The organism is Sorangium sp. So ce117 (assembly GCF_051524395.1).
Classification (GTDB): domain Bacteria; phylum Myxococcota_A; class Polyangia; order Polyangiales; family Polyangiaceae; genus Sorangium; species Sorangium cellulosum_B.
Genome location: NZ_CP150309.1, coordinates 3,088,779 through 3,100,837, shown reverse-complemented (window position 1 = coordinate 3,100,837; position 12,059 = coordinate 3,088,779). Strand labels below are relative to the sequence as shown.

The window sequence follows — 12,059 nt, the reverse complement described above, 5'->3', positions numbered from 1 at the left end:
CCGATCGCCGGCGCGATGATCTCCTCGATGAAGTGAAGGTCGCCGGAGGCGCCGGGAGCAGGCAGGGTTTCGTCAAAAATCGAGACGGCCCCGCGCGCGGGCGCTCAGGGGCGAGCGCCGCCGGGGCGGGAGGAGGACGTGGCCTCCTCGCGCCCGAAGCCCTGCGGGTAGTCCTTGAGGTACCGGCGCGCCTCGGCCGCCGTCCGGTCCTTGTCGCCGAGCATCTCGATCGCGCGCAGGCGCTCCACGCGGGCGATCTCGGCGAGCGGCGAGTCCGGGTAGCGGCCGAGGAGGAGATCGAGCCGCTCGATCGCCCGCCTCGGCTGCCCGCGCCGCCGCGCCGCCATCGCGCCCTGGAGCAGCTCGTTCTCGGCCGTGAGCGAGGCGCGCGACGGGGCCTGGCGCGCGTCGCGCGGCGCGCGCGGCTCCCCCGCGCCGCCCTCGCCTGCCCCGTCGCCCCTGCCGCCCTCGCCGGCGGCGCTGTCCTGTCCGGGGTCGCGAGGCGGCGCCGGCGCGTCGCCCGGGCGTCCCTCGGCGGGCCGGTCCGACCGGCGCTCCTCGTCGCGGGACGACCACGTCTCGCCTGGGCTCAGGAAGCGCTCGACCTCGCCGCGGTGCACGGCGACCCGCCCTTCCACGACCGACACGCGCGTCTCGGCCGGCTCTCCCGCGGTAACGGGCCGCCGCTCGACGGAGAAGCGCGTCCCGTGCACCGTGACCACGGCGTCCGACGTGCGCACCGACAGGCTCGTGCCTGCCGGCAGCGGCGGCACGTCGACGGCGATCCTGCCCTGCTCGAGGGCGACGACGTCACCTGCGCGGTCGCGCCCGGCGCCCACCGGCGCGAACCTCACGCGCGTCGAGGGCCCGACCTCGACGGTGGCGCCCGTCGCGAGCGACGCCTTCGCCCGCGCGCCCTCGCCGGTCCGGAGCTCCTCGTCGCTCGCGAGCGGCACGAGGGCGAGCGACGGCGGCGAGCGGGTCGCGCCCCCGGCCGCGATCTCGACCGAGCCCTGGAGCGCCGTCACCTGCGCCGCTGCGGGCGGGGCGTCGCGCGGCCGGACCACGACGAAGACGCCGGCCGCCGCCGCGGTCAGGGCGGCCGCCAGCGCCGCCGCGCCCAGGGCGGCCCGCTTCCGCCGGGCGGCGCGGGCGCGCTGCTCCGCCGCGTCGGCGACGAGCTGGTCGATGCGGCCGGCGATCCGCTGCTGGAGGTACCTCGCCTGGATCCTGGGCAGCGGCGGCACCGGCTGCTCTACCAGCGCCCGCAGCGAGGCCTCCACGCCGTCCACGCCAGCCGCCGCGGCGCGATCCTCCGGGGTGGTGTCAACGTCGTCCTGCTTCATCGTGGCTCCTCGGGTCCAGCGGGGTCGCGTCGCGCCGCCGCCTCGGGTTCAAAGCGCGCCTGGAGCTCCCGCCGCCCCCGCGACAGCCGCGACTGGGCCGCGGCCACGGAAACACCGGTCAAGTCAGCGATTTCCTTGAGAGAATAGCCCATGGCGTGGAGCAGCAGCGCGGTCGCGCGGTCGCCGTCCATCGCGGCGAGGTGCCGGCGCAGGGCCTCGAGATCGCGCTGCGCGCTCACCTCGCGCTCGGGATCGGCGCCCTGCGAGGGCGGCTCGGGCCCGGCGCCAGGCTCCGGCGACCCCGGCGTGCGATCGATGACCTTCCGCTCGCGCCGGCGGGCGCGCAGCGCGCTCAGCCCGACGTGGCAGGCGATGACGGACGCCCAGCCCGCCAGGCTGCACTCCCCCGCGAACCGCTGTTTGGTAAGTGTGCTCACGATCTGCTCGAACGCGCCCTGCACGAGGTCGGCGTGGTCCTGCTCGCGGCAACCCAGGATCCGGTACAGGGTCCGGTCGACGGCCGGCAGCAGGTGCTCGTAGAGCCGCAGGCCGATCCCTCGTTCACCCCGCTGGAAGGCGAGCAGGATCTCCTCGTCGCTGGCGGGCGCGGGCGAGGGCTGGCCCCCGGCGCCCTGGGTGGAGACGAGCCTGAGCCGGCGGCTGGCGGGGTGGGGCTCGGCGGTTCCCATGCTCATGCACAGTAGCCGGTCCGCCCGAAAGCAGGCTGAACGGCGGAGGATCTTCCGCGATCCCGGCGCGCCGCCTCTGGCCGTGGAGCGCCTGGTGCTAGCGTGTCGCGCAGAGCGGCCCGAGCCCGCCCTGCAACGCGGCGACAGGCAGCCCTCCGCGCACGAGCGCCGCCTCGGACACGCGCGTGCGCCCGGCCACGGCCGCCATGAGGCCCGGGCAAAGGCGCGCCGCCGCGCCGAGCGCCGCCTGGGCGGGCCGCCGCACGAGGCAGTGAGAGAGGCCGGTCGCGAGCAGCACCTGCCCGAGCACGTCGCGCGAGAGCCGGCGCTGGAACGCCTCCGCGCTCGCCCCTTCGAGGTACGCCGTGGTCGCGAGCCGCGCGCTGTGCAGCGCGATCGACATGCCGTCTCCAGAGAAGGAGGGGATGACCGCCGCCTGATCGCCGAGGCGCCATATCCCGTCCGCGCGGCGCTGGACATGGCCGTACGGGATCGCCGAGAGCGCGAGCGGCCGCTCCCGGCACGGCTCCGCGCCCGCGAGCCGCGCGTCGAGGTGCGGCGACCCCTCGCGCATCGCGCAAAGGAGGCGGTCCCAGCGCTGCCCGAGCGCGGCGAAGCGGCTCTTGCGGACGAGGAGGCAGAGATTCGCTCGACCGCCCTCGACCGGCTGGAGACCGGCATAACCGCCTTCGAACAGCACGAGCTCCACGTGCCTGTCGAGCTCCGCCGCCTGCCGCGGCGACAGCCGCCAGTGCAGCTTGAAGGCGACGAGATCGTCCTGCAGCCCGGAAGGCCGCCTCAGGCCCCGGACGTCGTGCTTGCCGGTCGCGAGGAACGCGGCGCGCGCCTCGAGCGCGCTGCCGTCCTCGAGCCGCGCCCCCCAACCCGCGCCCGCCCGCGTGAGCGCCTGGACCCGGACGCCCCGCCGGATGGACGCGCCCGCAGCCGCGGCGCGCGCGAGCAGCGCCTCGTCGAGCACGCGGCGCGACAGGCTGAGCGCGGGGAACGGCAGCGCGGCGGCCGCGACCCGATCGCGCTCGACCAGGCGCACGGCCTCGATAGGCACCGCGCCGAGCGCCCGCAGATCGAGCCCGAACGACGCAAGGTAGAGCGCGGCCTCGCGCGACAGGAACTCGCCGCAGACCTTGTCCGCCGGGCTGGCCTCGCGCTCGATCAGCGTGACCTCGCGCCCCGCCTGCGAGAGGAGCAGCGCGACCGCCGCCCCGGCCAGGCCTCCTCCGACGACGACAGCGTCGTTCACGGGACCTTGAGCCTCCCGACGGTGAGCCGGAACGGCATCCACCATCGAACCTCGACGGCGCGCGGATCGAGCCCGGCCTCGGCGATGAGACACCGCCAGTCGCTCGCCGAGAAGGCGCGGGCGATCGACACCGGGCCATCGTGCTGCACGAAGCGGTGCCAGCCCGCGAGGCGCGAGAGGTGGCGGAAGACGTGATACGGCAGCGGGTGGCGGTGCAGATCGTTGATGAACCAGCCGAGCCGCGCCTTCGCCTCCATCCAGGCGAGGAAACGGACGACCCCCGGATCGGGGAGATGATGCGTGAAGAGCGAGCTCAACACGACATCGATGCCGCCGGGCGGCTCGTAGGCGAAGGCGTCGGCGGTGACCCAGGTGATCGGCCGGCCCGGCGGAGTCGCCTCGGTGGCCGACCGTCGCGACCACGGGTTGAGGTCGACGCCGGTGAGCGAGACGGCAATGCCGCGCTCTCTGGCCCACGCGTCGATCTGCCGCAGCATGTCGCCGTAGCCGCTGCCGACGTCGATCACCTCCAGCGGCCGGTTCTCGGGCAGGCCACGCTCGACGAGGCGCTCGAGGAACGCGAACGTCGGCCGGTAAGCGAGCGTCAGCCGGTTGACCTGCGCCAGATCGACCAGGCAAGCGCGGAACTCCTCGAAGCCCACGGCCTCGGTATCCATCAGCTCGTCGAGCGTGGATCGACGCGAGAAGTCGAGGGCGCTCATCGGTCTAGGCCGTATGGAACAGCATCGTCTCGGCGGTCAAACCTGGACCGAACGACATGGCGCATCCGCGCATGCCCGGCCGCGCGTCAGCGACGATCGACTGGAGCACGAACATGAGGGTCGCCGAGGACATGTTGCCGAAGCGCGCGAGCACGTCGCGCGACGCCGCGAGCGCGGCCGGCCCGAGCTCGAGCGCGTGCTCGACCGCGTCGAGCACCGACCGCCCGCCGGGGTGCACCGCCCAGAGGTCGATCTCGCCTGGCGCGGCGCCGTCGAGGATCACGCCCGCGGCGGCCTTGAGCCCCCGGTCGATCGCGCCCGGCACGCGGCCGGACAGGAACATCTCGAAGCCGAGGTCGCGGATGTTCCACGTGATGAGCTCGCGCGTCCCGGGCACCACGACGGCGTGGAGCCGGTCGAGCGCGAGCCCTGTCGGCTCGGCGCTGACCACGGCCGCGGCGCAGCCGTCGCCGAACAGGAGGAACGACAGCATCTGATCCATGGCGATGGCCTCCTGCAGGTGCAGCGTGCACAGCTCGACGTTCACCACGAGCACGCGCGCCTCGGGCGCCGACCGCACGATATGCCGCGCGAGCTTCAGCGCGTTGATCGCCGCATAACACCCCATGAAGCCGATCATCGTGCGCTCGACCGATGGATCGAGGCCGAAGCGCTCGACGAGCTCGAGGTCGATGCCCGGCGCGGAAAAGCCGGTGCACGACGTCACGATGACATGGGTGATCCGGCGCGCCGTGCTCCCGAGGTCGAGGCCGGAGACGGCCTGCGCGGCGAGCTCCGGCGCGTGCTGCTCGTACAAACGCATGCGGTCCGCGGTCGTCGGGAAGCTGCCGCGCAGGTAGAACCGCCCCGCGTCGATCGAGGCGCCGCCCACCTCGACGCTCGGGGCCAGCACGGAGAACCGGTGTGAAATCTGCGCCTTGTCCGCCATCCGCCCGAACAGCACACGGCTGCGCTCGTCGCTGAACAGCGTGCTCGCGAAGCGGACAAAAGAGGAGTGCACGTCATGCGGCGGCACGGCCGTGGCAATGCGGTTGATGTAGGCGGTTGCCGTCGGCCGTCCCTTTGCGGCCGAGCCTCGGCCGGCATCATCGCCTTGCACCAGGCCTCCTCGTGAGTCGTTAAAATTGGTCACGCTCGCAAGGAGCAGGCACGGAGCATGCCACGTGCCGTGTTGCGCTGCCGACCGGCGGAGGGGGAACGTAGCGTCCGCGACGTCGACGCTGCTGGTTCCCGCAGCTGCTGACCGCGTTTTCGTCCGCTCTCCGGGAGGCGGCCGCGGGACGGCCGCCTCCCGGCAGGTCAGCAGGCGTGGAACAGGTTCGCGAAGTAGGTCTGCGTGAACTGCGTGTCCACGAGAGACCCGCTCGCGTTGAAGCACCGGACACCGACGTCGAGCAGGTCCGGATCCGAGGCGGGAGTGCTCCAGCCGGTCACGTTGCAGTATTCGGGACCCGTGCCGTACGCGGTGGCCAGGGCCGCCCCGCTCGGGACCGCCGTGCCGCTGCCCATCTCCGGATATTTGATCAAATAGCGCCCGGTCGAGAGCCGCTGCGCGGTGAGGACCTCCGTGATGTCGTTGCACTCGGACGTGATGCGGTGGTGCTGGAACGTGAGCGAGGGCGTGTAGCTCGCCGCGGTCGGGTCGTGCGCCCACACGAAGCCGCCGCTCTCGGTCGCCGCGTCACGCACGTCGCGGATGTACCTGAGCGAGAAGCGCGAGTCCGCCGGCGCGCCGCCCGGACCGAAGCAGCGCACCTCGACGTCCGTGTCCGTCCCCACCCGCTGCCATTCCGCCGTCTTGCAGTACTCGGCCCCGGTCCCATACGCCGTCACGAGCATGGATCCGCCGTCCGACGCCTGCCCGGCGAGCGTGACGATGTAGCGGCCCGTGCGGGTCCGGTTGACGGTCGACGGCGCGCCCCACTGATACGTCGGCGAGGGGGTGAACACATCGGTGCTGGGCCGGTCTACCCACACATAGGCTCCGTCGCTTGAGACCGCCGTGCCCCCCGCGAAGCGAGCATACGAGACGATGAAGGGAGAGTTCGCCGCCTGGCCAGCCGCCGTGTGGCAACGGATGTTGACCTGGAGCGCCGCCCCGGCGGTCCCCCACGAGGCCACCTTGCACCGCTGGCCGTCTCCCCCCGCCGCGTTCACCTGGACGTTGCCGCCGCTTCCGCTCAGGCCATCGAACGTGGCCGTGTACACCCCGACGCCGGAGCTCACGACACGCGTCGCGCCCCCGGACGAGTTGAACGATCGCACCGGGACGAGCCCGGATCCGTTGTAGAAAGCCCAGCCGGCGGCGTCGCCCGAGCGCAGCGCTTCTTCGCTCGCATCAACGCTCTCGTCCGCGGGATCTTCCACCATGGGCTCCTCCGCCGGCGCGGCGGCGCACGCCGGCACGGCCGCCACGAGGAGCAGCGCGAGAACGGACCGGGGACCACGGCGGAGCGACTCGATCTTGAGATTCGTCTTCATGTGTTTCTCCATGGCTGCCATCGCGGCCTTCTCTGGCCGCACGACCCGAGGGCGGAGCTCCGCTGTCGAGACGACAGCTGCTCTGCCCTCCTCTACGTCGGGCGCCGTCCCCACCACTAGCAACGGGTGTACCAGCGCGATCGGGCCGAAAAGCCGGGGCATCGCGCCAGCCGTGGAGCGCCGTTGCGCGCGCGGCTGCGCAACTGCGCGGGCGCTCGCTCAACGCGCGCTCGACGTGCTCTATACCGTTGCTCTCCCCGCCGCCCTGGCTGCCTGCAGCTACGTCGAGATCCCCCGCTCAGGCGCTCTTCGGATACTCGTCATGGTACCGCACCCACGACATGCTGGCCGGAGCGCGCTGCCCGGCTTCGCCACGGCCGTTCGGCACCAGATCGAGCAGCTGGTACGTCGTGTTCGCGATCTCGATGCCTCGTCCGAAGGTCGAGTACGTGTGGAAGACGGCGCCGTCAGCGTCCTTGTAGAAGACGCTGAACCCCGGCATGTCGGGCGGACTGCCCGGTGGCAGGGTCGCGAAATTGTAGACGGCCTCGCCCGCTTCGCGCTCGTCGTCCCGGGACGAGGCCTGAAAGTCGTAGTTGAAGTCGCTCTGACCCGAGGACACCCACTTGAACGTCCAGCCCAGGCGCCGCTTGAACGCGTCCAGCTTGGCCAGCGGCGCCCGCGAAGCTGCGAGCAACGTCACATCCCGGGCCTCGAGGTGCTGCACGGCGGCGCCCCAGTTGTCCGCCCAGAACGAGCAACTCTTGCAGCCCGCCTCCCACGTCGGCGCGAACATGAAGTGATAGACGATCAGCTGCGAGCGCGCGCCGAACAGCTCGGCGAGCGACTCCGTGCCGTTGGGGCCATCGAAGAGATAACTCTTCTCGACCCGAACCCAGGGCAGCGCGCGCCGAGCCGCAGCGAGCTCATCCTGCGCCCGCTTCAGAGCCTTCTCTTGCTCGAGCAGCGCCTTGCGTTTCTCGATCCAGGCGGTGCGGTTCGTGATTTCGTGCTGCGCCATGGGTGCCTTCCTTTCGCCGAGCCTCGGGCTCGCCCAGAACGTAGGCTTGGCCGCAGCGCCGCGGGAGTAACAAAACTGTCGCGATGCGCGCGATGTGGAGTGCCCCGTGGCTGTCGCCTTGTGACGGGTCGTGACGGGCGAAGGTGCGCCAGAACGCCTCCGCCTCATTCGGTGGAGCAGTCGGGCGCCGAGCTCGGGTCGGCCACCCACGCCGCGAGGCGCGCGGTCCCGGCGTCGCCCCACGCATCGTGCGCGAGCTGATTGAGCCGGCACCACTCATGACGCGTCTGCTGGATGGCGAGCGACTTCGCCGCGAGGTGCTGCTCGACGCGATCGGTCAAGGAGGTCTTGTCCTTGCTGAGCTCGTCGTGGGTCATCGCCACCGGGGGCGGACAGTAGTCGCCTGGCTCGTAGTCGACCGTGCCCGAGACAAGGCCATGGGCGGTCGTCCGCCGCTGGCGGAAGGTCACGATCGCGTACTCCGGGTACGGCGCATCGTCGTCGCGAGTCACCGCCGCCCCCCTCGGCTGTCGGCCCTGCACGACGATGAAGCCCGTCGACGGCACCGCGGAGTACGGCGCGAGCGCGGGGAACGCCGTGAGCGACTGGTCCACGAGGACGTCGCCGCCGAGCTCGACCCAGTTCGTGTGTGCGTAGAAGTCCTGCACCGCGTGAAGCGAACGGGAGAACGCCAGCAATGCCAGCGCATCGCCACTTAGCTGCGCGATGCCCGGGCCCAGCGCCGCCACCGCCTCGGCTTGCTTCCCGGCGATGAAGGCGGCTCCTCCGCTGAAGTTGCAGTCATCGAAGTGGGCAGCATTGCTGAAGTGGAACTCGGCGTCCGTCGACACATTGCCGATCTTCAGCGCGCTGATCACCGCAGGCTTCAGGAACGACAGCGCGGTGCTGGTGATCTCTTCGTGGTTCGGCTCACCCGGCGCCGTTGAAAACGCATCGCGGCTCTCCTGGAGCGCCTCTTCTGTCCCAGGCTCGCCGGCGCAGCCGAGCGTCAGCGAGAACCCCATGACTCCCACGATGAACGCAGCGTGCTGATGTATGTCTTGCAGCATGTCTTGTATAACTGCAAAGCGCGGTCCAGGCGTGCGGGCTGAGCGTTCGTTGCGAGGCGCGCGGAAGGAGCTTGCGTGAACGCGCTCGCGCCCGATGAGCGCACCTCATCGCCTGTCATTCCCTTCCACGCGCGAACCGCACGCGTGCCTCACCGCGGCATTCCGCCACACGCTCCCCCTTCTCCCTTACCGCAGCGTCGAGCCCTGCCGGGTTGACCAGGAGCAACATCGGGCGGAGCCGCGGCCCCGCGTGTCGCCGCGTCACGCGCCGAGCGTGGACGGGTCGTAGCGCGTCACCCAGGTCTGGATTTGCAGCTCGCAGAAGATCAGGCGAGGCGCAATGAAGCCTGCCTGGGCCAGGAGCGCGAAGACCTCGGCGTCCGAGGCCGGCATCTTCAACGACGCCATGGCCTTCCGTCGTTGCTCCGCCGCTTCGGGTGGCCGCCCCTCCGCGAGGGCCCGCCGGTCCTCGACGGCGCTCAGCAGCGGATCGTCTCCCGTCCGACAGCCGATCACGAAGGGCGCCCCCGGCTTCAGGCGCCCGGCGACCTCCCGCAAGAGATCGAGGCGCGCCTCATCGCCCGGGACGTGGTGCAGGACGCCGATCATCTGGGCGCCGTCGAACAAGGGCCCGCGCGCGAGATCGCGCAGCTCGCAGGCATGCAGGCTCGTCCGCTCGAGGAGGCCCTCCGCCGCGAGCCTCTCGCTCGCGACGGCGACCATCTCCGGCGAGGGGTCGACGCCCGTGAAACGAACGCCGGCCCCCGCGTAGCGCGCGAGCGGCTTCACCTCGCTCCCGGTCCCGACGCCGACGATCAGCAGCGACGCGGCCTCCCTGTCGGGGAGCGCAGCGGCGATCACCTCGGCGATGACCTGCTGCATGACGCCATAACCCGGCCAGAAGCGACGCACCTGGTCGTCGTAGCTCAAGGCTCGCTCGCGCCCGAAGTTCACTGCGTGTTTCCCGTGCTCGTCCGTCTTCATCACGCCTTCTCCTCGGCGGACGGTCGCCCGGACCGCCCTCAGCAGGGGAGTATCACCCCTCGTGCAGCCTCGACAGGGCGGGGGTTTCGATCCGATTGGCGGGGCTTTCGGTCGCGCCCCCCGCTGAACCACGTCGGGCGGACAGGGCCGAGGTCGCATCGCCGACCACATCGACCGTTCGCCCGAACCCTGCGGCGGCCAATCCGCCCGGGCGAAGGACGGCCCCCGATCTCACGCGTCGGCTTCGCGCTCTTCTGCGCGCCGCCGCTGCGGAGTAGATTCTCCGGGGGCCGGTAGAAATCCGTGAGGCTCGCCCGTCATTGTCACAGCGGGACATCCGGTTCCGCTGGAGGAGCCAACGACATGCGATTCGACGCCTGGCTGCTGACTGCGGCGCGCCGACAGCAGACCGACACCGTCCGCCGAACGCAGACCCGCAAGGCCGGGGAGGAGCACCTGCAGCCGATTTGCCCCGAGAGGGTCCACATGAAGACGGGAAGGCGGGAAGATCATTCAGGTCTTCTTCCCGCCTTCCCGCCTTCATGTTCAAATGACTGCACTACCCTACTGGGCCGCAAAGGGTCACCTGCTCTCCCGCGCCGGCGACACGGACCCGGCCGTCGAGGCGCTGACCATCGCCATCGGACTCCCGACCGACGAGGCCCTGAAGGCATACCTGATGAAACGGCTGGCGTCGCAGCGGGCGACCTGAGGGTCCTCGGCATCAGGTAGGCGACGATCGTCGGGCGTGTGGCGCGCGCCGCTGTCGCCTGAGACCCATCTGAGCGAGCAAGCACAGGCCTGTGCCGGGAGGCAAGCGCGGCGGCGTGCGCAGGCGACGCCCCTCTCGCCGCGATGCTGCATGGCGACGCCATGACGAAACTGCGGACGTGCGGCACGAGGTCCGGTAGGATGAAAGTGATGCATCTTCGTCGAAGCCTTCCCACGCTGCGCGCCGCAGTCACTGCGCTTGTCTTCTCCGTCTCCTCCGCGAGCGCCGGCGCGGCCCCGCTCACGGAGGGGAACCTGCTCGTATCGCAGGACAACATGATCATCGAGTGCACCACGGCAGGTGACGTGGTTCAAACGTTCGCGGTGCCCTACGGCGGCGGCGGCGCGCGGCCGGGAACCGAGTGGATCCGCGATCTCGTGGTGGACGCGACCGGGCTGGTCCACACCTATGATGGGACGTTCGATCCATTCCTGAGCATCCTCGACCCCGTGGGCGCGACCTGGTCCGCATTGACCTACCCGGAGTGGAGCACGGCCAACAATGTCTCCTACGGCGGAATCGCCACCTTCCGCGGCTACACCTTCGTCACCGACATGTCGACGGCGGGGGATCCCGCAACAGGGGTCGTCCGGTTCGAGCTGGCCACCGGGACCGCAACCAGGTTCGCGAGCGGGAGCGCACCCATCGATCTGACGCTCGGGCTGGACGGCCTGCTGTACGTCCTCGCGGGGGAGCGCAGCGTCGAGGTCTATGCGCCGTCCACGCTCATGCGCGTGCGGACCTTCGACCTGGCCTTCCCCTGCCGCGGGATCGCCGTCAACGCCACCGGAGACGTCTTCGGCGCCTCCTGGGACGGGAGCATTTATCATTTCGATCCGGAGGGGGCGCTGGTGGCCAGCATCATCGCGGACCTCGGGAGCCTCTCGGATCTCGATCTCAACGACGACGGGAAGATCGTCGTGGGCAGCCGACTCAGCGGTGTCATTCAGACCGACGAGACGCTGAGCAGCGTGACCACGTTCTCCTTGGGGCGCTCGCAGACGTTCGTGGCGTTTGTCAAAAGCAGCGACGGCGGCGCGGGCGGCGACGGCGCGGGCGGCGGCGGAGGCGCGGGCGGCGACGGCGGCGCGGGCGGCGGCGACGGCGGCGCGGGCGGCGACGGCGGCGACGGCGGCGCGGGCGGCGACGGCGGCGCGGGCGGCGACGGCGGCGCGGGCGGCGCGGGCGGCGACGGCGGCGCGGGCGGCGACGGCGACGGCGGCGCGGGCGATGACGGCGACGGAGGCGCGGGCGGTGACGGCGCGGGCGCCGGAGGACTGGATGGCTCTGGTGGTGAGGGCATGGGCGGCTCCGCCGGCCAGGGATCAGGCGGTGAGACGAGCGCATCCAGCGCCGGTGCCGGCGCCGGCGGCGCTGGCACACCCGAGGAGGACGGTGGGTGCGAATGCTCGATGCCGGGTGGCCAGGCACCTGGGCGCCCAGGTCTACTCCTCATGACGGTCGCGGGCGGGCTCGCCTTCAGGCGACGCAAGCGTGCTTGATCGGCGTCCCGAGCGCGGGCGCGCTCGGCGTCGTTGAATTTGCTGAGCTTTCTCCCAATCCGTTCTCGCTGCCGGAGAAATCCTGGCAGGACGATTCCGCGGGGGCGAACCGTCGCAATCCGTCGGAACCCCCGGGATTCTGGGAGAGCCTAGGACCGCGGGAGGTCGCCGTGTTCGATCGGCTCGCCCA

At 71.5% G+C, this 12,059-nt stretch carries 11 protein-coding genes; 2 read left to right on the top strand and 9 right to left on the bottom strand.

Annotated elements, in window-relative coordinates; all coding sequences use genetic code 11:
* Positions 1 to 104: 104 nt before the first annotated feature.
* From WMF46_RS11780 to WMF46_RS11740, 9 genes are all read right to left on the bottom strand, one after another.
* Complete coding sequence (locus tag WMF46_RS11780) at positions 105 to 1,346, bottom strand: FecR domain-containing protein (protein WP_437985701.1); 1,242 nt, start codon at positions 1,344 to 1,346, stop codon at positions 105 to 107.
* Positions 1,343 to 2,041, bottom strand: a complete 699-nt coding sequence (locus tag WMF46_RS11775; RefSeq protein ID WP_437985700.1) for an RNA polymerase sigma factor — start codon at positions 2,039 to 2,041, stop codon at positions 1,343 to 1,345. Before WMF46_RS11775 ends, WMF46_RS11780 begins: the two co-directional genes overlap by 4 nt.
* A 91-nt stretch (positions 2,042 to 2,132) precedes the next feature.
* Positions 2,133 to 3,296 carry an NAD(P)/FAD-dependent oxidoreductase gene (locus WMF46_RS11770; protein ID WP_437985699.1) on the bottom strand — a complete coding sequence of 388 codons (1,164 nt, stop codon included), beginning with the start codon at positions 3,294 to 3,296 and terminating at the stop codon, positions 2,133 to 2,135.
* Positions 3,293 to 4,018, bottom strand: a complete 726-nt coding sequence (locus tag WMF46_RS11765) for a methyltransferase domain-containing protein (protein ID WP_437985698.1) — start codon at positions 4,016 to 4,018, stop codon at positions 3,293 to 3,295. Before WMF46_RS11765 ends, WMF46_RS11770 begins: the two co-directional genes overlap by 4 nt.
* A 4-nt stretch (positions 4,019 to 4,022) precedes the next feature.
* Positions 4,023 to 5,138, bottom strand: coding sequence for a type III polyketide synthase (locus tag WMF46_RS11760; protein ID WP_437985697.1), 1,116 nt, complete (start codon positions 5,136 to 5,138; stop codon positions 4,023 to 4,025).
* Positions 5,139 to 5,338: 200 nt separating this feature from the next.
* Positions 5,339 to 6,520 (bottom strand): hypothetical protein, encoded by a 1,182-nt coding sequence (locus tag WMF46_RS11755; protein WP_437985696.1) that lies wholly within the window; start codon positions 6,518 to 6,520, stop codon positions 5,339 to 5,341.
* A 298-nt stretch (positions 6,521 to 6,818) separates the two neighbouring features.
* Positions 6,819 to 7,541, bottom strand: coding sequence for a DUF899 domain-containing protein (locus WMF46_RS11750; RefSeq protein ID WP_437985695.1), 723 nt, complete (start codon positions 7,539 to 7,541; stop codon positions 6,819 to 6,821).
* A gap of 164 nt (positions 7,542 to 7,705) precedes the next feature.
* On the bottom strand, positions 7,706 to 8,611 hold the full coding sequence (locus tag WMF46_RS11745; protein WP_437985694.1) for a hypothetical protein: 906 nt from the start codon (positions 8,609 to 8,611) through the stop codon (positions 7,706 to 7,708).
* A gap of 261 nt (positions 8,612 to 8,872) precedes the next feature.
* The gene (locus WMF46_RS11740; protein WP_437985693.1) at positions 8,873 to 9,595 is read right to left on the bottom strand and encodes an SAM-dependent methyltransferase; all 723 of its coding nucleotides are present in this window, start codon (positions 9,593 to 9,595) and stop codon (positions 8,873 to 8,875) included.
* Between the two features lie 550 nt (positions 9,596 to 10,145).
* On the opposite strand from WMF46_RS11740, the gene WMF46_RS11735 reads away from it, so the two are divergent.
* Both WMF46_RS11735 and WMF46_RS11730 read left to right on the top strand, forming a co-directional pair.
* The gene (locus tag WMF46_RS11735; RefSeq protein WP_437985692.1) at positions 10,146 to 10,307 is read left to right on the top strand and encodes a hypothetical protein; all 162 of its coding nucleotides are present in this window, start codon (positions 10,146 to 10,148) and stop codon (positions 10,305 to 10,307) included.
* 209 nt (positions 10,308 to 10,516) lie between these two features.
* Positions 10,517 to 11,869, top strand: coding sequence for a hypothetical protein (locus WMF46_RS11730; protein WP_437985691.1), 1,353 nt, complete (start codon positions 10,517 to 10,519; stop codon positions 11,867 to 11,869).
* The last annotated feature ends 190 nt before the right edge of the window (positions 11,870 to 12,059 follow it).

Bases quoted from the DNA above. Each gene is read 5' to 3' on its own strand.
- WMF46_RS11780 (WP_437985701.1), bottom strand. From the start codon at position 1,346: ATGAAGCAGGACGACGTTGACACCACCCCGGAGGATCGCGCCGCGGCG.
- WMF46_RS11775 (WP_437985700.1), bottom strand. From the start codon at position 2,041: ATGAGCATGGGAACCGCCGAGCCCCACCCCGCCAGCCGCCGGCTCAGG.
- WMF46_RS11765 (WP_437985698.1), bottom strand. From the start codon at position 4,018: ATGAGCGCCCTCGACTTCTCGCGTCGATCCACGCTCGACGAGCTGATG.
- WMF46_RS11755 (WP_437985696.1), bottom strand. From the start codon at position 6,520: ATGAAGACGAATCTCAAGATCGAGTCGCTCCGCCGTGGTCCCCGGTCC.
- WMF46_RS11750 (WP_437985695.1), bottom strand. From the start codon at position 7,541: ATGGCGCAGCACGAAATCACGAACCGCACCGCCTGGATCGAGAAACGC.
- WMF46_RS11745 (WP_437985694.1), bottom strand. From the start codon at position 8,611: ATGCTGCAAGACATACATCAGCACGCTGCGTTCATCGTGGGAGTCATG.
- WMF46_RS11740 (WP_437985693.1), bottom strand. From the start codon at position 9,595: ATGAAGACGGACGAGCACGGGAAACACGCAGTGAACTTCGGGCGCGAG.
- WMF46_RS11735 (WP_437985692.1), top strand. From the start codon at position 10,146: ATGACTGCACTACCCTACTGGGCCGCAAAGGGTCACCTGCTCTCCCGC.
- WMF46_RS11730 (WP_437985691.1), top strand. From the start codon at position 10,517: ATGCATCTTCGTCGAAGCCTTCCCACGCTGCGCGCCGCAGTCACTGCG.